The organism is Pseudomonas sp. WS 5532 (assembly GCF_012985445.1).
GTDB classification, from domain to species: Bacteria; Pseudomonadota; Gammaproteobacteria; order Pseudomonadales; family Pseudomonadaceae; genus Aquipseudomonas; species Aquipseudomonas edaphica.
In genome coordinates, this window is sequence record NZ_JAAQWK010000001.1 from 137,056 (window position 1) to 152,405 (window position 15,350).

Genomic DNA, 15,350 nt, shown 5'->3' on the forward strand with positions numbered 1-15,350 from the left:
ATGTAGTTCCGTGATAGCTCAGTCGGTAGAGCAAATGACTGTTAATCATTGGGTCCCAGGTTCGAGTCCTGGTCACGGAGCCAATTTCAAAACCGGGGTATAGCGCAGTCCGGTAGCGCGCCTGCTTTGGGAGCAGGATGTCAGGAGTTCGAATCCCCTTACCCCGACCATTTTTGGGTCGTTAGCTCAGTTGGTAGAGCAGTTGGCTTTTAACCAATTGGTCGTAGGTTCGAATCCCACACGACCCACCATTTTTGAGACCAGTTAACGCTGGAATCGAATCTTAAGATCAGAGGCCAAAAGCACTGATCGAAGAAGGCGACTGAGAGGTCGCCTTTTTTTTACCGGGGTATAGCGCAGTCCGGTAGCGCGCCTGCTTTGGGAGCAGGATGTCAGGAGTTCGAATCCCCTTACCCCGACCATATTAAAAATCCTCGTATCGAAAGATACGGGGATTTTTTTTGTGCGCGCAAATCTTAAATATTACGCAAAAAATGTGGGAGCTGGCTTGTCGAATCGTCGCACCGCTGCGATAGCGGTGTATCAGCCTGTGCATCTTGTGCTGATCGATCGCCATCGCGGGCAAGCCAGCTCCCACATTAGTTTGTGCTGTTAATGGAGCTTGAGCCGAGGCTCAGTCCCACGCCCAATCTTGCTGCCCAGCATCAGCATTGCCGTGCGGAAGAACCCGTACAGCGCCATCTGGTGCATGCGGTACAGCGACACGTAGAACATCCGCGCCAGCCAGCCTTCGAGCATCACGCTGCCCGTCAGATTGCCCATCAAGTTACCCACCGCCGAAAAACGCGACAGCGAGATCAGCGAACCGTAGTCGGTGTACTTGTAGGGCGGCAGGTCCTTGCCTTCGATCCGCAGTTTCAGCGACTTGGCCAGCAGTGAAGCCTGCTGGTGAGCGGCCTGGGCGCGTGGCGGCACATTGCGGTCGGTGCCCGGTTGCGGGCAGGCGGCGCAGTCGCCAAAGGCGAAGATGTTTTCATCACGGGTGGTTTGCAGCGTCGGCAATACCTGCAATTGATTGATGCGGTTGGTTTCCAGCCCGTCAATATCCTTGAGGAAGGCCGGTGCGCGGATACCCGCAGCCCAGACCTTGAGGCTCGCTGGAATGACCTGGCCGCTGCTGGTGATCAAGGCATCCGCGGTCACTTCGCTGACCGCCGAGTTGGTCAGTACCGTTACCCCAAGTTTCTCCAGGGTTTTGTGCACAGGCCCGCCGATCCGCTCCGGCAGCGCGGGCAATACCCGTGGGCCGGCTTCGATCAGGGTGATGTGCATGTTTTCCGGTTTAATGCGGTCCAGGCCATAGGCAGCCAGCTCATGGGCGGCGTTGTGCAGTTCAGCGGCCAATTCGACGCCCGTCGCACCAGCGCCGACGATAGCGACGCTGATGTTCTCTTCCACGTCGGTCTGGCCCGCATGGGCGCGCAGATAGTGGTTGAGCAATTGTTGATGGAAGCGCTCGGCCTGTTTGCGGGTGTCGAGGAACAGACAGTGTTGCGCCGCGCCCTCGGTGCCGAAATCGTTGGTGGTGCTGCCGACTGCGATCACCAGGCTGTCATAACCCAGCACGCGCGCAGGCACCAGCTCACGGCCTTCTTCATCGAGGGTCGCGGCCAGCTGGATTTTTTTCTGTTCACGGTCAAGCCCGCTCATGCGCCCCAGTTGGAACTCGAAGTGGTTCCATTTGGCCTGGGCGACGTAATTGAGCTCGTCTTCCGAAGAGTTCAGCGAACCGGCGGCCACTTCGTGCAGCAGCGGTTTCCAGATATGGGTGAGGTTGGCGTCCACCAGCGTGATGCTGGCGGTGCCGCGCTTGCCCAGAGTCTTACCCAGGCGGGTAGCCAACTCCAGGCCGCCGGCGCCGCCGCCGACGATAATAATACGATGGGTCATGGGGATATCTCGCAAGGCTAAAAGAAATCGGAGCAGTTACCCTCGCGAGCGCGATGCAGCTCATAGCGTCAGGTAACTCAAAAGGCGGCTCAGCAGGCCGAGCCCGATCACCACCAACAGCACCACACCCAGGAGCAGCCACGGCCGGAAAGGCTTGCGCTCGACTCGGTTTTGGGAGAGTTGCAGGTACTCTTCGACATGCTGTTGGTCATCGGGGTTCAGGCGGCTGGTCATAAAGGCCTCGTCAGGTAGACGTTGCAAAAGGGCGCCACGTTACAGCCAGAAGGTTGGCGGGCTCGCCACAAGCGTAGCCGGTGCCCGCGTCACAGGCTGATGCCCACATCGAATACTATGCTGCGCCCCAGGTTGTTGCGCAAGAAGTCCGGTGCGTCCGGGTGGGCAAACAGTACGCGCGCAAAGGTCGGGCCTACCAACGACAGCGAGCGCCAGCCTTGGCGCAGGTATTCGGTAGGCGGTGGGAAATGGCTGTTGAGGTCCAGCACTTCACGCTTGAGGCTGGTGAAGGCAATCAGGTCCAACTCGCCCAGGTCTATGCCGCGTTCTTTGTAGTTATGTGCCTTTTTGCGCAACGTCGGCGCCAGGCGCAGCAGGAATTCATGGGCCGGAATGCGCCGTGGCTTGGCTTCGCGTCGCACCAACTGGCTCAAGGAAAACGCACTGCGCCGCCGCAGCAACTCATCACGCCATTCGTCGTTCAGGCGCCGGCCTTCATCCAATACGAAAAAAACTTCGAAACTGGCGTCGCGAAACAACACGTCCGGCGGCTCTTGGCCGGCGGGGTGAAACTCTTCGGCACGGTAAGGCACGTTCAAGCCTTGCAGCAGGCGCTGGCAGACCCAACGCTCACGCTCCCATTTGCGGGCATTGGACAGGAACGCATTGGCTTGTTCGGCCGCTACGGTGAGCAGGCGCAAATAATCTGAGTCATCCATATTGGCAGCTTAGCGTCCAATTGATGACCGCAGGAAGTCTTGCTTTGAAACGCCGGTGTAGACTGCTCATTCAACAGCAACTGCATGGACGAGGTGTGTGGTGAGGTTTTCTGCAAAGGCATTACGCTCGTGATCAGCGCTGCAGTGTTGGCGCCGCAAACGCTCATCATTGGCTGGCTGTTTTACGCGCCATTGGTCATGTGGGCGATCCTGCGCGCACCGTGGGTCGAGTTGTTTGCCGACCGGCGGCGCCAGCATTTGCTGTTCGGCACCGTGTTTGCCCTGTTTATGCTCTGGCTGGTACGGCGGGATTTCGACACCGGTGTGTCTTACCACTTTATCGGCATGACCGCCGTGACCCTGCTGCTGGATTGGCCCCTGGCTATCGTCGGCGGGTTGGCCGCGCAATTGGGTTTGGTGCTGCTGGGGCGCCAGGACCTGGCGGCGGTCGGGGTCAATGGTTTGCTGCTGATTGGTTTGCCGGTGCTGGTCACCGAGACCTGCGCGCTGCTGGTGGAGCGGGCGCAACCGCGCAACCCCTTTGTGTATATCTTCTGTTCCGGCTTTTTCGCCGCAGCGCTGTCGGCACTGCTGTGCCTGCTGGCGGCGTTGGGGTTGTTGTGGTTTGACGGCCGTTTTGCCATGCCCGAGTGGCTGGAAGACTTCGTCGGTTACCTGTGGCTGATCATCTTCCCCGAGGCGTTTATCAACGGCATGGTCGTCAGTGCCCTGGTGGTGTTCTGCCCGGAATGGCTGGAGACCTTCAACCGTACGCGCTACCTGTCGGCGCCGTGGAAGGATGACGATTCGCGGCGTTGATCCAGATCAAATCCCAGGCGGCCGCGCAGGCCCATGCTCTGCGAAATTTTACTGAGCAGGGCGGGGCACAGACTATGAGTGTGTACGAATGGGCGCGGCAAGAGTTGCGCAGAAGCCAGGATGCGGCACAGGAAATCGGTTTTGACCCAGGCCTTACCCTGCGCGCCATGCTCAGTGCGGTGGTGCAGCAGAGCAAGGGTGTGCGCAGTTTTGAAGACCTGGCCGACGAGCTGCAATACCTTGCAGAAAACCTCGACGACCAGCAGGAATACGCCTTTATGCGGCCTTAGTGGCGCGGCGGCAGGTCTTCTGAGAACAGCTCGTCCTCGGCATCCGGGCTCACCGGAATCTTGTGTTCTTCCGCGGCCCAGGCGCCAAGGTCGATAAGCTTGCAGCGGTCCGAGCAGAACGGCCGGTTGAGGTTGTCGGGTTTCCATTCCACGGGTGCGCCGCAGGTTGGGCAGTCGACGGTCAAGGGTTGGCTCATGATCGGCCTCCACGCAAAGTAAGGTAAAAGTGGTGCAGTCGCTCGACCTCGCTGTGCAGCCAGGCGAGGTCCTTGTCGTTGACCAGCACGTCATCGGCATGGTTCAGACGGTCTTCACGGCTGGACTGAGCCTTGAGGATCGCCTGCACCTGCTGTTCGCTGATGCCGTCGCGCTGCAGGGTACGCTGAATCTGCAGCGATTGCGGCACGTCGATCACCAGGATGCGCTGGGTCATGCTGTACTGGCCGGACTCGATCAGCAGCGGTGAGACCAGGATCGCGTAAGGCGATTGCGCACGCGCCAGATGGCTGCGAATTTCTTCGCCAATCAACGGGTGCAGCAGGGCTTCCAGCCAGCGACGTTCTTCGGGAACTTCAAAGATCAGCTTGCGCAGGGCGGCGCGGTCCAACTGGCCGTCCGCCTGCAGCACACCTGCACCAAAATGCTCGGCAATGCGTGCGAGTGCTGGCCGGCCGGGTTCGACCACCCAGCGTGCGGCATGGTCGGCATCGACCAGGTCAATGCCCAGGTCGATAAAGTGCTGGGCGGCCGCGCTTTTACCGCTGCCGATGCCGCCGGTGAGGCCTAGAATCCAGGGTGTTGCGACACAAGTGGTCATCTGAAACCGACAGACTGCAAATAGAAGTCGGTTATTTGACCACCCCAGAGCAATGCAATCCAGCCGGCAATTGCCAGGCACGGGCCAAATGGCATCGGCACCGATGCCTGGGACTTGCGCAAACGCATCAGGACAAGGCCTGCGAACACGCCCAGCAGCGACGCTATCAGCAGCGTCATCGGCAGGATCTGCCAACCACCCCAGGCACCGAGCAGGGCCAATAGCTTGAAATCGCCATAACCCATGCCGTCCTTGCCGGTGACCACCTTGAACACCCAGAACACGCTCCACAGGCACACATAGCCTATGACTGCGCCCCACAGCGCATCGGGCAGCGTCGCCAACAAGCCGCCGCTATTGAGGACCAGCCCCAGCCACAGCAGTGGCAACACCAGCACATCCGGCAGCAGTTGATGATCGATGTCGATCAGGCTCATCGCCAGCAGGCCCCAACTCAGCAGCATCACTGCGCCAGCTTGCCAGCCGAAGCCAAAATGCCAGGCGACCATGGCCGAGAGCAGCGCACAGGCCAGTTCGGTAAAGGGGTAACGCGCGCTGATAGACTCGCGGCAGCGGGCGCAGCGCCCCTTGAGTAGCAGGTAGCTGAGTACCGGGATATTTTCCCAGGGGCGAATCGGCTGGCTGCAATGCGCACAGCACGAGTTGGGATGCATCAGGTTGTAGACAGGGCCGGCGGGGTCGGCCGGCAGGCCGAGTATTTCCTGGGCCTGGGCGCGCCATTCGCGCACGAGCATCTTCGGCAGGCGCCACACCAGCACGTTGAGAAAGCTGCCGACGATCAGGCCGAGCACCAACGCCATCCCGACAAAGACCCAGGGTTGTTCACCCAGCAGCAGGCTCAAAACGCCGACCCCAACTGGAACACCGGCAGATACATCGCAATCACCAACGCGCCGACAATGCCCCCCAACACCACCATGATCAGTGGCTCCATCAGGCTGGTGAGGTTATCGACCAGGTTCTCCACATCGGCTTCATAGTGGTTGGCGACTTTTTCCAGCATGAGGTCCAGGGTGCCCGACTCTTCACCGATGGCCGTCATCTGGATGGCCATGCTGGGGAACAGCCCGCTGTGGGCCATGGACTGGTTCAACGGCACACCTGTGGATACATCGTGCCGCATATGTTCGATCGCCTTTGTGAACAATCCATTGCCTGCCGCGCCTGCCACGGAGTCCAGAGCCTGCACCAATGGCACGCCCGCGGCAAAGGTGGTTGAAAGTGTACGGGCGTAGCGGGCGATGGCTGAGCGCCTCAGCAGTGTGCCAGCCAGGGGCGCGTTCAACAAAGCGGCATCCAGCCCGTCACGAAACCCCGGGTAAGCCCGATAGGCATGGCGCAGCGCAGTTATTGCCATACCCAGCCCCAAGGCAAGCATCCACCAGGCGTGCTGCAGGAAGTTGGACAGCGCAATCACCAGCAAGGTAAAGCCCGGCAGTTGGCCGTTTACCCCGGCGAAGATGTTCTGGAACTGCGGCACCACGTGAATAAGCAAAACTGCGCTGACCAGGCAGGCGACGACGATTACGGCGATAGGGTAGGTCATGGCTTTTTTGATTCGCGCCTTGAGCTGCTGGCTTTTTTCCAGGTGAATCGCCACCCGTTCGAGCAATGTTTCCAGGGCGCCTGCCTGTTCGCCTGCGGCAATCAGGTTGCAATACAAGTCATCAAAGTGACGCGGCTGTTTGCGCAGCGCTGCTGCCAGGCTACTACCGGCGGCAATCTCCTGCTTCAAGCCTTTTATCAACGCGCGCATCTGCCGGTTTTCGAAGCCTTCGCAGATGATGTCGAACGCCTGCAGCAGCGCAATGCCTGCCTTTAACAGGGTCGCCAATTGGCGCGTGAACAGCGCGATGTCGGCGGGTTTTATCGGCGCGGCAAAATATGGCCGGTGCGAAGCCTTTTTGCGCACGCGCCCGGGGTAAATCCCCTGCTGGCGCAGCTGTGCCTTGATCAGTGCCAGGTTATGCCCGGTGGCTTGCCCGGACACCCGGCGGCCTTTGCGGTTGGTGCCTTCCCAGGCGTAGATCGTTGAAGCGTCATTCATGGCACAGGTCCGCACACAGGTCGTCGTAGATTTATAGCTTAGTCAGATGACGGATTCGGACCGCTCGTGGGCGCACGATAAAATGTCAGAATGTGCGTCTTACCCACAATTGGGCGCTCACGGATGAGTACACTGGCGCCGCTGCACACTGCGGGGCGCAGGACGCGCCTTGATAAGGTTTTTATTCTGGAGAGTGAATGTGATGCGTCAGAAAGGCTTTACCTTGATCGAGTTGTTGATCGTCGTGGCAATCATCGGCATTTTGGCCACCATCGGTCTGCCCATGTACACCAAGCACCAGGCCAAGGCCAAGTTCACGGCGGGGCTGGCTGAAATTGCGGCGTTGAAGGCCGGTTTTGAAGACACCCTTAACCAGGGCACTGTGCCGACCTTGCCTTTGATTGGTGGCACCAGCCCGACTGCCAACTGCACGATCACCGTAACCGGCGATGTGGCCACGGGCGTCGGTTCCATTACCTGCGAAATCCTCGATGCACCTGCGCCGGTACTGGGCAAGACCATCACCTTGACGCGCAGCGCCACCCTGGGTTGGGCCTGTGCCACCACGGTCGAGGCGCAGTACGCCGCCAAGGGTTGCGGCGCCGACGGGGCGTAATGCCTGCCGGGCGGTCAGCGAGTTTGTTGCTGCCTGCCCAATGCGGTGCTAGCTTTAGCCCACCGCCCGTGTAGCTCAGTTGGTAGAGCAGCGCACTCGTAACGCGAAGGTCGCAGGTTCGACTCCTGTCTCGGGCACAAGGCAACACTGTTTCAACGGCGACACTGTTTCAAAGGCAACGTTTTCAGATGATCCCAGAATGGTTCTGAAGGCCAGACGAGGCGGCATTCGTGCCCACTTTTTTGTATCTGCGCAACCTTGATGACCCAGATGCATCCCCATTCCATGATCTAAGAGAACAACATGACCACACAAGAAATGACCCAGGAACAGCGGCACGAAGCAGCCCTCAAAAAATACGTCGCGGAATCGCCGGAACTGCTCGACGAGATCAAGGACCTGAGCGCCGATGATCAAAAGGACCAGATCCAGTGGGCCTTCGAGGATGAGGCCGAGGCCCAGGGCCTGCAGCCATGGGAACTGACCCTCAAGTACACCTCGACGCCGCAAGAGTTCGAAGCGGCGCGCCTGGCCTTGCACAAGGAGGCCGCCGAGGTACTGGGCGTTGACTGGAACGAGTATTGCGGGATGAATAATCTCGCGATCTGAGCGCGAAATTGAAGGAGCGAGCAACCTCGCTCCTTTTGCTCGGATGTTGCTTGCTCAGGTGCTCAGGCGCATCGACAAATCCACCGCCTTCACATCCTTGGTCATCGCACCGATGGAAATGTAATCCACCCCGGTCTGCGCGATAGGCAGCAAGGTGGTTTCATTGATCCCGCCGCTGGCTTCCAGCTTGGCCTTGCCGGCATTCAGGCGCACGGCCTCACGCATGTCATCCAGGCTCAATTCGTCGAGCATGATGATATCGGCGCCCGCCGCCAGTGCTTCACGCAGCTCCTCCAGGCTTTCCACTTCGATTTCCACTGGCTTGCCCGGCGCGATCTTGTGGGCGGCGGTAATCGCCTCGGCAATCCCGCCACAGGCGGCGATATGGTTTTCCTTGATCAGGAACGCGTCATACAACCCGATGCGATGGTTGTGGCAACCGCCGCAAGTCACGGCGTACTTCTGCGCCAGGCGCAGGCCCGGCAGGGTTTTGCGGGTGTCCAGCAACTTGACCTGAGTGCTGGCGACAAAGTCCGCCAAGTACTGCGCGCGCGTGGCGACGCCTGACAACATCTGCAGAAAATTCAGCGCACACCTTTCGCCGCTCAGCAGTGAGCGTGCCGGGCCTTCAAGGTGGAACAGCACTTGATTGGGGCTCACACGCTCGCCGTCGGCCACCTGCCAATGCACTGCAACCCGTGGGTCGAGCTGGCGGAACACCGCGTCCACCCAGGCGGTGCCGGCGATAACGGCTGCGTCGCGGGTAATGATGGTGGCCTTGGCCAGCCGTTCGGCCGGGATCAGTTGCGCAGTGATGTCGCCGCTGCCGATGTCTTCCAGCAGTGCGCGGCGCACGTTGGCTTCGATTTCGGCGGTGAGGTCGGCAAGAAGGAGATTCGGCATAACAGGCTCCACAAACAAAGTGCCTCGATTATAGGGGCAGCGCGCCGCCGAACCCATACTCGCCACTCATTTACAGCGCATTGGCAGAGTTCACTGGCGCAACAGCCCCCATTTGCAAGATAATCGCGCGCCTTGCGATTGGCGTCATAGCTTTGACGTCCTTGGAGATAACCGGTGTTTGCAGCCCGATGGGGCCTGTAGCCGATTTTTCCCCAACTCATCACCGCCGTTTCAGGAGGCCAGGATGCACATTGACGGAAAGGTGGTGCCCATCAATCGGGCACAGGCCACGCCATCGCCGCTCGCGCGCCTGCCGGTGGTGTTGCTGCAGGTTCGCGACAAGGCTGCACAGCAGTTGCAGCAAGGTTTGCAGGAGCTGTTCGATAACGCTGACGACACCTTGTTTGAAATGGCCGACAAGGCCCGCAGCAACGTCGACCACCATATTTTCTTTGAAGCCATGCGTGACCTGCGCCTCAAGCGCAAGAATTTCGAGCGCGTGTTCATGGAGCAATTGTTCGCCGCATTTATCGACCTGGGCCAGGCCGAGCGCGGTGAGTTTCACTTGGTGCCGATGGTGTCCTATGAGGCGGCGCCGGGTACGTCCAGTGATGAGCTGGAAAAAGCTGTCGCGCTGGAGGCCATGCTCGGCCGGGTGCGCCATCGCGATGGCCTGGCGCTGGGGCAATTAACCGCGCGCCTGGGCGCGTTGCTCGGCAACCCCCTGGATGAGCGCGATAACCCGCTTGGCCCGGCACTGCTGTGCGAGTTCTTCCTGCGTGCGGGGCGCAGCCTGGGGGTGGAGATTCGCGTCAAGCTGATCATGCTCAAGCTGTTCGAAAAGTATGTGCTCAGTGACGCCGACCAACTGTACGCCGAGGCCAACCAACTGCTGGTTGCCACTGGCGTTTTGCCGCAGCTCAAGGCTGTGCCGTCACGCCGCCCAGGTGGGCGTGAAGCTCGCGAGCAGCAGCGCGAAGGCAGTGTGCAGGCCGTTGATCAGCCCTTGGATGAAAACGGCCAGCAAGCCTTCGCCGCGTTGCAGAAGTTGCTCGCTGCCGTGCGTGGCAGCGTCGCGCCCACCCTGGAAGCCAGCGCCGAACCCCAGCCCATCGCCACCCGCGATTTGCTGCGCCTGCTCTCCCACCTGCAGCAATATGTGCCGGAGCCCGAGGCCGAAGACGACTTCGACCTGCGTAACCAGCTTGAACAGTTGTTGACCCGCGTGAGCGTCAAGAGCGGTAAATCCCGTGTGGTGGAAGACGCCGATGAGGATGTGATCAACCTGGTCGCGCTGTTGTTCGAGTTCATCCTTACGGATCACAGCGTGCCTGACGTATTCAAGGCCTTGATCGCACGCTTGCAGATTCCGCTGTTGAAAGTGGCGGTGCTGGACAAGAGTTTTTTCAGCCGCGCCAGCCACCCGGCGCGACGTCTGCTCAATGAAATCGCCAGCGCCGCCATGACATGGAGCCCGCGCGATGATTATCAGCGTGACAGCCTGTACCTGCGCACTGAGCAGGTGGTGCAACGGCTGTTGAATGAGTTCGTTGAAGACCTGGCGATTTTCCCCCAGGTGCTGGCGCAGTTCAGTGCCTCTACTGCCGACGAGCGCCACCGCAGCGAGTTGCTCGAACAGCACACCTGTGAGGCCGAAGAAGGCCGGGTGCGCAAAGACGCCGCGCGTCAGCGGGTGGCCGAGGTGCTCAATCGACGGTTGGTGGGCCGAGTGTTGCCGCAGTCCGTGGTGCAGTTTATCCAGCAGGCCTGGAGCCAGGTGCTGTTGCTGGCCAGCCTCAAGCAGGGCGAGCAGTCAGTGCAATGGCAGGCGGCCGTGCGCACCATGGACGAATTGATCTGGAGCGTCAGCCTGCAAAAAGACACCGAGGCCGGCCGGCACTTGCTTGAGCAGCTGCCCGGCCTGCTCAAAGCCTTGCGTGATGGGTTGACCAGTGCTGCGTTCGACCCCTTCAGCACCCGCGAATTTTTTCTACGTTTGCAGGCCATGCACCTGCAGTCGTTCGAAGGCGAGCGCCTGGACACGCTGATCGAGGTGCGTGAGCCGTTTTCGCTCAGTAGCGAGGTGCCTGACGCCATCCCGAGTCTGCCCAGTGATGATCCGGAGTTGCTCAAGGTCCAGCAGTTGCACATTGGTCACTGGTTTGAGTTCCAGCAGGAGGACGGCAGCCGGCTGCGTTGCAAGCTGAAGGCCATCATGGCGCCGGCCAACCGCTATATTTTTGTCAGCCGCACCGGGCTCAAAGCCCTCGAGAAAAGTGCCGGCCAATTGGCCATGGCCCTCAAGCAGGGCGCGCTGCGCAGCCTTGATGAGGGGCTGCTGTTCGACCGCGCGCTGACGTCGGTGATTGGCACGCTGCGCCAACTCAATCGCGGCAAGTGATCGCAACCGCAGGGCTGAACGCGGCATACTGGTAACACCTCGTCTCATTCAAGGAACCCGTATGCAGTTGGACCCCACCAGCGGTTGGTGCCAGGGCATCCGTCATTGCCCGTCGCCCAACTTCAACGAGCGCCCCGCCGGCGAGATCTCACTGTTGGTGGTGCATAACATCAGCCTGCCACCGGGGCAGTTTGCTACTGGCAAAGTGCAGGAGTTTTTCCAGAATCGCCTGGACGTCACGGAGCATCCCTACTTTGAAAGCATTGCCAGCCTACGGGTGTCTGCGCATTTTCTGATTGAACGCGACGGCTTGGTGACACAATTTGTGTCGTGCCTGGAGCGTGCCTGGCATGCCGGGGTGTCCAGTTTCGAGGGGCGTGAAGTGTGCAATGACTTTTCCCTCGGGATCGAACTGGAAGGCACGGACGAGCTACCGTTCACCGATGCGCAATATGTGTCGCTGATCGACCTGGCCCGGCAACTGTTGTCGGCCTACCCAGACATTACCCAGCAGCGTATTTGTGGTCACAGTGATATCGCACCGGGACGCAAGACCGATCCAGGCCCGGCTTTTGATTGGACGCGCTTTCGCAGCGCCCTGCAGGATGGAGGACACGCACGATGAGTTTCCTGGTGTTGGTGCTGGCGGTGTGGATCGAGAAGTTCTCGGCCCTGCGTCGGCGGTTGCAACGTGACGGCGGATGGCTGCGCGAGCTGGCCAAGCTGGAGTCGAGCCCGCGCATGGGCAAGCAGCCTTGGCTGATCCTGGTACTGCTGGTGTTGTTGCCGGTGGCCGTGCTGGGGTTGTTGCTGTTGGTGCTGGAGCCCGTGGCTTATGGCCTGTTGGCGCTGCCGGTGCATTTGCTGGTGGTGATCTACAGCCTGGGGCGCGGCGACCTGCTGGGCGAGCTTGGGCCGTTTCGCGACGCCTGGCGGCGCGGTGACCTGCAAGCTGCCGAGCACGTTGCCGAGCGCGACCTGAAGGTGGCCGCCGACAGTGGCGAGCAACTGCTGGAGCGGGTTCAAGGCCATTTGCTGTGGCAGGCCTACCAAAGCTTTTTTGCGGTGATTTTCTGGTATTTCCTGCTTGGCCCGGTCGCGGCCCTGGCTTATCGCCTGTTGGCATTGGCCAGCGAGAACAGCCAGAACCCGCTGGTCGCCGAACGCGCCGGGCAATTGCGTCACGCATTTGATTGGCTGCCGGTGCGTCTGTTGGCGGCCAGCTTTGCCCTGGTGGGTAACTTTGTCGCGGTCAGCCGGGTGATGCTGCATGAGCTGTTGAGCTGGGACATCAGCGCTGCGCAACTGATGGAAAAAGTCGGCTTGGTGGCGGCTGAAATTCCACCACCGGTGGTGGGGGCCGATGGCATCAACAGCCTGGATCGTCTGTGGGAACTGCTGCTGCGGGCTGCGGTGCTGTGGTATGCCGGGTTCGCGATCTGGACGGTGTTGCCTTAGCTCCTCGCAACAGGATGGCTGCATGCGGTCAAAGTGTGGGAGCTGGCTTGCCTGCGATGGCCATAGGTATCTACACAACCGGTTAGGCTGTTGTGGCGAGCAGGCTTGCCCTGCGTTGGGCTGCGAAGCGGCCCCAAACCCAGACGCTGAGTTCTTTCAGGAAAATTGCAGTGCCTTTACTGGGGCTGCTTCGCAGCCCAACGCAGGGCAAGCCTGCTCGCCACAGGAGAAAGTGGCTGCCTTCAAAAGTTGTGTAGATACCTATGCTGCGATCGCATCAACTCGGTATGCCTGATACACCAAGGTGCCTGCATCCCCACATTGGGTCTGTGGTGAATTTCCAAGCCGTTAACCTTACGTTACAAAACTCCCTTTCAAATTGAGCTATACAGTCAGAGCGCCAAATAGTGGCTATCTGCCGCCGCCCTGCGCCTCAATAAAAATAAGAAAGGGAGCTCACCCGTGAAGCGCTTGCTCTATCCCGCTGTCGCCCTGATGAACCGCCTGAGTTTTGGCATGAAGTTCAGCCTGATCAGCGTGCTGTTCCTGCTGCCGATGCTGGCGACCAACTATTTTCTGGTGCGTGACTCCTGGTCGCAATTCCAGGGCACCCGCATTGAACTGCAAAGCCTCGATTTGCTCGGCAGCAGCCTGGCCCTGCGGCGCGATCTGGAGACCCTGAACAATCAGGTGCAGATCAACGCGGTGCTGGGGCAATCAGGTAAGGCCGGCGACCTCGAAGGCAAGATCAGTACCCTTGAGCAGAGCGTACTGAGCCGCCTGCAAAGCCTCAACGCCATGACCGTCGACCCTGAGCAAGCCAGCGCCTTCGAGGGCAAACGCGACGAGTTAATCGCCGCCTTCAAGGCTCAGCAGCAAGAAACCTCGCTGCTGAGCAAAAGCGCGCTGATCGGCAAATTACTCAACAAGGCGCAGATGTTGAGCCAGATCATCGCCAGCCAGTCCGGCTTGAGCCGCGACCCTCAGAGTGATTTGCGCCAGCTCAGTGAGCTGCTCACCAGCGTCACCGCGCAAGTCACCCAAACCCTCGGCGAGGGGCGGGCCATGGGCGCGTACTCCCTCGGCCAGGGCTTTCTCAATTCATCCTCCAGCACGCGCTTTGACGAACTGTTGCAACAGTTGGAAAAACTCCAGGCTGAATACGCCTTGAAGCTGCAGGATGCCCTGGGCGCCAGTACCGCCGCGCACACGGCGCTCGACAGCTTGGCCCAGGCCAGCAGTGCCAGCCTCAAACAAGGCAGCGAGTTGTTTGAAGAGCAGGTCGTCATGGCGCAAACCCTCGACGCGCCGTGGCAGGGGTTCTACGAAGATGTCAGCCGACTGATGGCCCAGACCTACCAGCTCAATGACACCACCCTGAGGTTCCTTGAGCAGCAACTGCAGCAGCGCCTGGCGCAAAACCGCACGCACATGGTGGTGCTGGTGTGTGCCCTGGTGGCGGTGTTCTTGCTGATCTTCTATTTGTATGCAGGCTTCTATGCCTCCACGCGCACCACCTTGCGCCGACTGGGCGCGATGATGGACAAGGTGGCGGCCGGCGACATGACCGTCACGTTTGTGGCCCACAGTCGCGATGAACTGGGCGACCTGGGCCAAGTGTTCAACGGCACCGTGGCCAAGATTCACGACTTGATCGAACGCGTGGGGCACACCGTTAGCCAGGTCGAGCTGCAAGCCGGCCAGGTGCAGGCCGTGTCTTCGCAAAGCAATCAGGCGGTGTCCGGCCAGCGCAGCCAGATTGAACAGGTGGCGACGGCGATGAACCAGATGTCTTCCACCGCCCAGGAAGTGGCACGCAGCGCGGCGGCGGCGGTCAACAGCGCCCATAGCGTCAACGACGAAACCGTCACCGGCCGTGGCCTGGTGCAATCCCAGCAGGGCAGCATTGCGCGCCTGGCGTCGGAGATTGATGAATCGGTGCGGGTGATCAATCAACTGGCCGCCGACAGCCAGTCCATCAGCAGCGTGCTGGAAGTGATCAAAAGCATCGCCGAGCAAACCAACCTGCTGGCGCTCAATGCGGCGATCGAGGCGGCGCGCGCCGGTGAGCAGGGGCGTGGTTTTGCGGTGGTGGCCGATGAGGTGCGCACCCTGGCCCGGCGCACGCAGCATTCCACCGAAGAAATCGAACAGATGATCAGCCGTTTGCACAGCGGTGTAGGCGCAGCGGTGAAGGCCATGGGCACCAGCCATACCATGGCCGATGGCACCGTGGCTCAGTCGGAAAAGGTCCAGCAGGCCCTGGAAAATATCCTTGGCGCCGTGGGCATGATCGTCGATCAGAACCAGCAGATCGCCGCCGCCGTCGAGCAGCAAACCGCAGTCGCGCAGGATATCGACCAAAACATCGTCGAAATCAATCGAGCCGGCGAACATGCGGCCCAGGGCGCGCAGCAGACCGAGGCCGCCAGCCGGCAGCTGTCGTTGCAGGTCATTGAACTGAAGCACTTGATCGGGGCGTTTCGTGTGTAAGACCTGCGCGTA

At 60.3% G+C, this 15,350-nt stretch carries 16 protein-coding genes and 5 tRNA genes; 13 read left to right on the plus strand and 8 right to left on the minus strand.

What is annotated here, in order from left to right:
- Positions 1 to 7 precede the first annotated feature (7 nt).
- The 4 genes from HBO23_RS00665 to HBO23_RS00680 all read left to right on the plus strand — a co-directional run bounded on the left by HBO23_RS00665 (position 8) and on the right by HBO23_RS00680 (position 422).
- Positions 8 to 83, plus strand: a tRNA-Asn gene (locus HBO23_RS00665).
- Positions 84 to 93: 10 nt separating this feature from the next.
- Positions 94 to 170, plus strand: a tRNA-Pro gene (locus tag HBO23_RS00670).
- 5 nt (positions 171 to 175) lie between these two features.
- Positions 176 to 251: transfer RNA gene (locus HBO23_RS00675), tRNA-Lys, on the plus strand.
- 94 nt (positions 252 to 345) lie between these two features.
- Positions 346 to 422, plus strand: a tRNA-Pro gene (locus HBO23_RS00680).
- A 190-nt stretch (positions 423 to 612) separates the two neighbouring features.
- Here HBO23_RS00680 and HBO23_RS00685 read toward each other — a convergent pair.
- The 3 genes from HBO23_RS00685 to HBO23_RS00695 form a co-directional block, all read right to left on the minus strand.
- On the minus strand, positions 613 to 1,911 hold the full coding sequence (locus HBO23_RS00685; RefSeq protein ID WP_170036214.1) for an NAD(P)/FAD-dependent oxidoreductase: 1,299 nt from the start codon (positions 1,909 to 1,911) through the stop codon (positions 613 to 615).
- A gap of 60 nt (positions 1,912 to 1,971) precedes the next feature.
- Positions 1,972 to 2,145 (minus strand): DUF3094 family protein, encoded by a 174-nt coding sequence (locus HBO23_RS00690; protein ID WP_017134503.1) that lies wholly within the window; start codon positions 2,143 to 2,145, stop codon positions 1,972 to 1,974.
- Between the two features lie 89 nt (positions 2,146 to 2,234).
- The gene (locus tag HBO23_RS00695; RefSeq protein ID WP_017134504.1) at positions 2,235 to 2,864 is read right to left on the minus strand and encodes a DUF1780 domain-containing protein; all 630 of its coding nucleotides are present in this window, start codon (positions 2,862 to 2,864) and stop codon (positions 2,235 to 2,237) included.
- 129 nt (positions 2,865 to 2,993) lie between these two features.
- Here HBO23_RS00695 and HBO23_RS00700 point away from each other — a divergent pair, with 129 nt between their 5' ends.
- Together HBO23_RS00700 and HBO23_RS00705 are read left to right on the plus strand one after the other, a co-directional pair.
- Positions 2,994 to 3,683, plus strand: a complete 690-nt coding sequence (locus HBO23_RS00700; protein ID WP_099550506.1) for an energy-coupling factor ABC transporter permease — start codon at positions 2,994 to 2,996, stop codon at positions 3,681 to 3,683.
- A 74-nt stretch (positions 3,684 to 3,757) separates the two neighbouring features.
- Positions 3,758 to 3,973 (plus strand): hypothetical protein, encoded by a 216-nt coding sequence (locus HBO23_RS00705; protein ID WP_003171680.1) that lies wholly within the window; start codon positions 3,758 to 3,760, stop codon positions 3,971 to 3,973.
- On the opposite strand, the gene yacG is transcribed toward HBO23_RS00705, so the two are convergent.
- Genes yacG through HBO23_RS00725 form a run of 4 tightly spaced genes read right to left on the minus strand, consistent with a single transcriptional unit; the run spans position 3,970 to position 6,858 of the window.
- A complete protein-coding gene (gene yacG, locus HBO23_RS00710; RefSeq protein WP_017134507.1) occupies positions 3,970 to 4,170 on the minus strand; it encodes a DNA gyrase inhibitor YacG in 201 nt (66 codons plus the stop codon). The two genes, HBO23_RS00705 and yacG, sit on opposite strands and share 4 nt — an antisense overlap.
- Positions 4,167 to 4,790 (minus strand): dephospho-CoA kinase, encoded by a 624-nt coding sequence (gene coaE / locus HBO23_RS00715; protein WP_017134508.1) that lies wholly within the window; start codon positions 4,788 to 4,790, stop codon positions 4,167 to 4,169. The genes yacG and coaE overlap by 4 nt, the downstream gene beginning before the upstream one ends.
- Positions 4,787 to 5,653, minus strand: a complete 867-nt coding sequence (locus HBO23_RS00720; protein WP_275942351.1) for an A24 family peptidase — start codon at positions 5,651 to 5,653, stop codon at positions 4,787 to 4,789. Before HBO23_RS00720 ends, coaE begins: the two co-directional genes overlap by 4 nt.
- Positions 5,650 to 6,858 carry a type II secretion system F family protein gene (locus HBO23_RS00725; protein WP_169986846.1) on the minus strand — a complete coding sequence of 403 codons (1,209 nt, stop codon included), beginning with the start codon at positions 6,856 to 6,858 and terminating at the stop codon, positions 5,650 to 5,652. Before HBO23_RS00725 ends, HBO23_RS00720 begins: the two co-directional genes overlap by 4 nt.
- A gap of 202 nt (positions 6,859 to 7,060) precedes the next feature.
- On the opposite strand from HBO23_RS00725, the gene HBO23_RS00730 reads away from it, so the two are divergent.
- The 3 genes from HBO23_RS00730 (at position 7,061) to HBO23_RS00740 (ending at position 8,083) form a co-directional block, all read left to right on the plus strand.
- Complete coding sequence (locus HBO23_RS00730) at positions 7,061 to 7,474, plus strand: pilin (RefSeq protein ID WP_170036516.1); 414 nt, start codon at positions 7,061 to 7,063, stop codon at positions 7,472 to 7,474.
- Positions 7,475 to 7,538: 64 nt separating this feature from the next.
- Positions 7,539 to 7,611: transfer RNA gene (locus HBO23_RS00735), tRNA-Thr, on the plus strand.
- A 166-nt stretch (positions 7,612 to 7,777) separates the two neighbouring features.
- Positions 7,778 to 8,083 (plus strand): DUF6388 family protein, encoded by a 306-nt coding sequence (locus HBO23_RS00740; protein ID WP_017134512.1) that lies wholly within the window; start codon positions 7,778 to 7,780, stop codon positions 8,081 to 8,083.
- 54 nt (positions 8,084 to 8,137) lie between these two features.
- On the opposite strand, the gene nadC is transcribed toward HBO23_RS00740, so the two are convergent.
- Positions 8,138 to 8,986, minus strand: coding sequence for a carboxylating nicotinate-nucleotide diphosphorylase (nadC, locus tag HBO23_RS00745; protein ID WP_170036223.1), 849 nt, complete (start codon positions 8,984 to 8,986; stop codon positions 8,138 to 8,140).
- A gap of 244 nt (positions 8,987 to 9,230) precedes the next feature.
- Here nadC and HBO23_RS00750 point away from each other — a divergent pair, with 244 nt between their 5' ends.
- The 4 genes from HBO23_RS00750 to HBO23_RS00765 all read left to right on the plus strand — a co-directional run bounded on the left by HBO23_RS00750 (position 9,231) and on the right by HBO23_RS00765 (position 15,338).
- The gene (locus HBO23_RS00750) at positions 9,231 to 11,387 is read left to right on the plus strand and encodes a DUF1631 domain-containing protein (protein WP_170036225.1); all 2,157 of its coding nucleotides are present in this window, start codon (positions 9,231 to 9,233) and stop codon (positions 11,385 to 11,387) included.
- Positions 11,388 to 11,448: 61 nt separating this feature from the next.
- On the plus strand, positions 11,449 to 12,012 hold the full coding sequence (gene ampD, locus HBO23_RS00755; protein ID WP_170036227.1) for a 1,6-anhydro-N-acetylmuramyl-L-alanine amidase AmpD: 564 nt from the start codon (positions 11,449 to 11,451) through the stop codon (positions 12,010 to 12,012).
- A complete protein-coding gene (ampE, locus tag HBO23_RS00760; protein ID WP_138451122.1) occupies positions 12,009 to 12,845 on the plus strand; it encodes a regulatory signaling modulator protein AmpE in 837 nt (278 codons plus the stop codon). The genes ampD and ampE overlap by 4 nt, the downstream gene beginning before the upstream one ends.
- A 462-nt stretch (positions 12,846 to 13,307) precedes the next feature.
- Complete coding sequence (locus tag HBO23_RS00765) at positions 13,308 to 15,338, plus strand: methyl-accepting chemotaxis protein (protein ID WP_170036229.1); 2,031 nt, start codon at positions 13,308 to 13,310, stop codon at positions 15,336 to 15,338.
- Positions 15,339 to 15,350 lie beyond the last annotated feature (12 nt).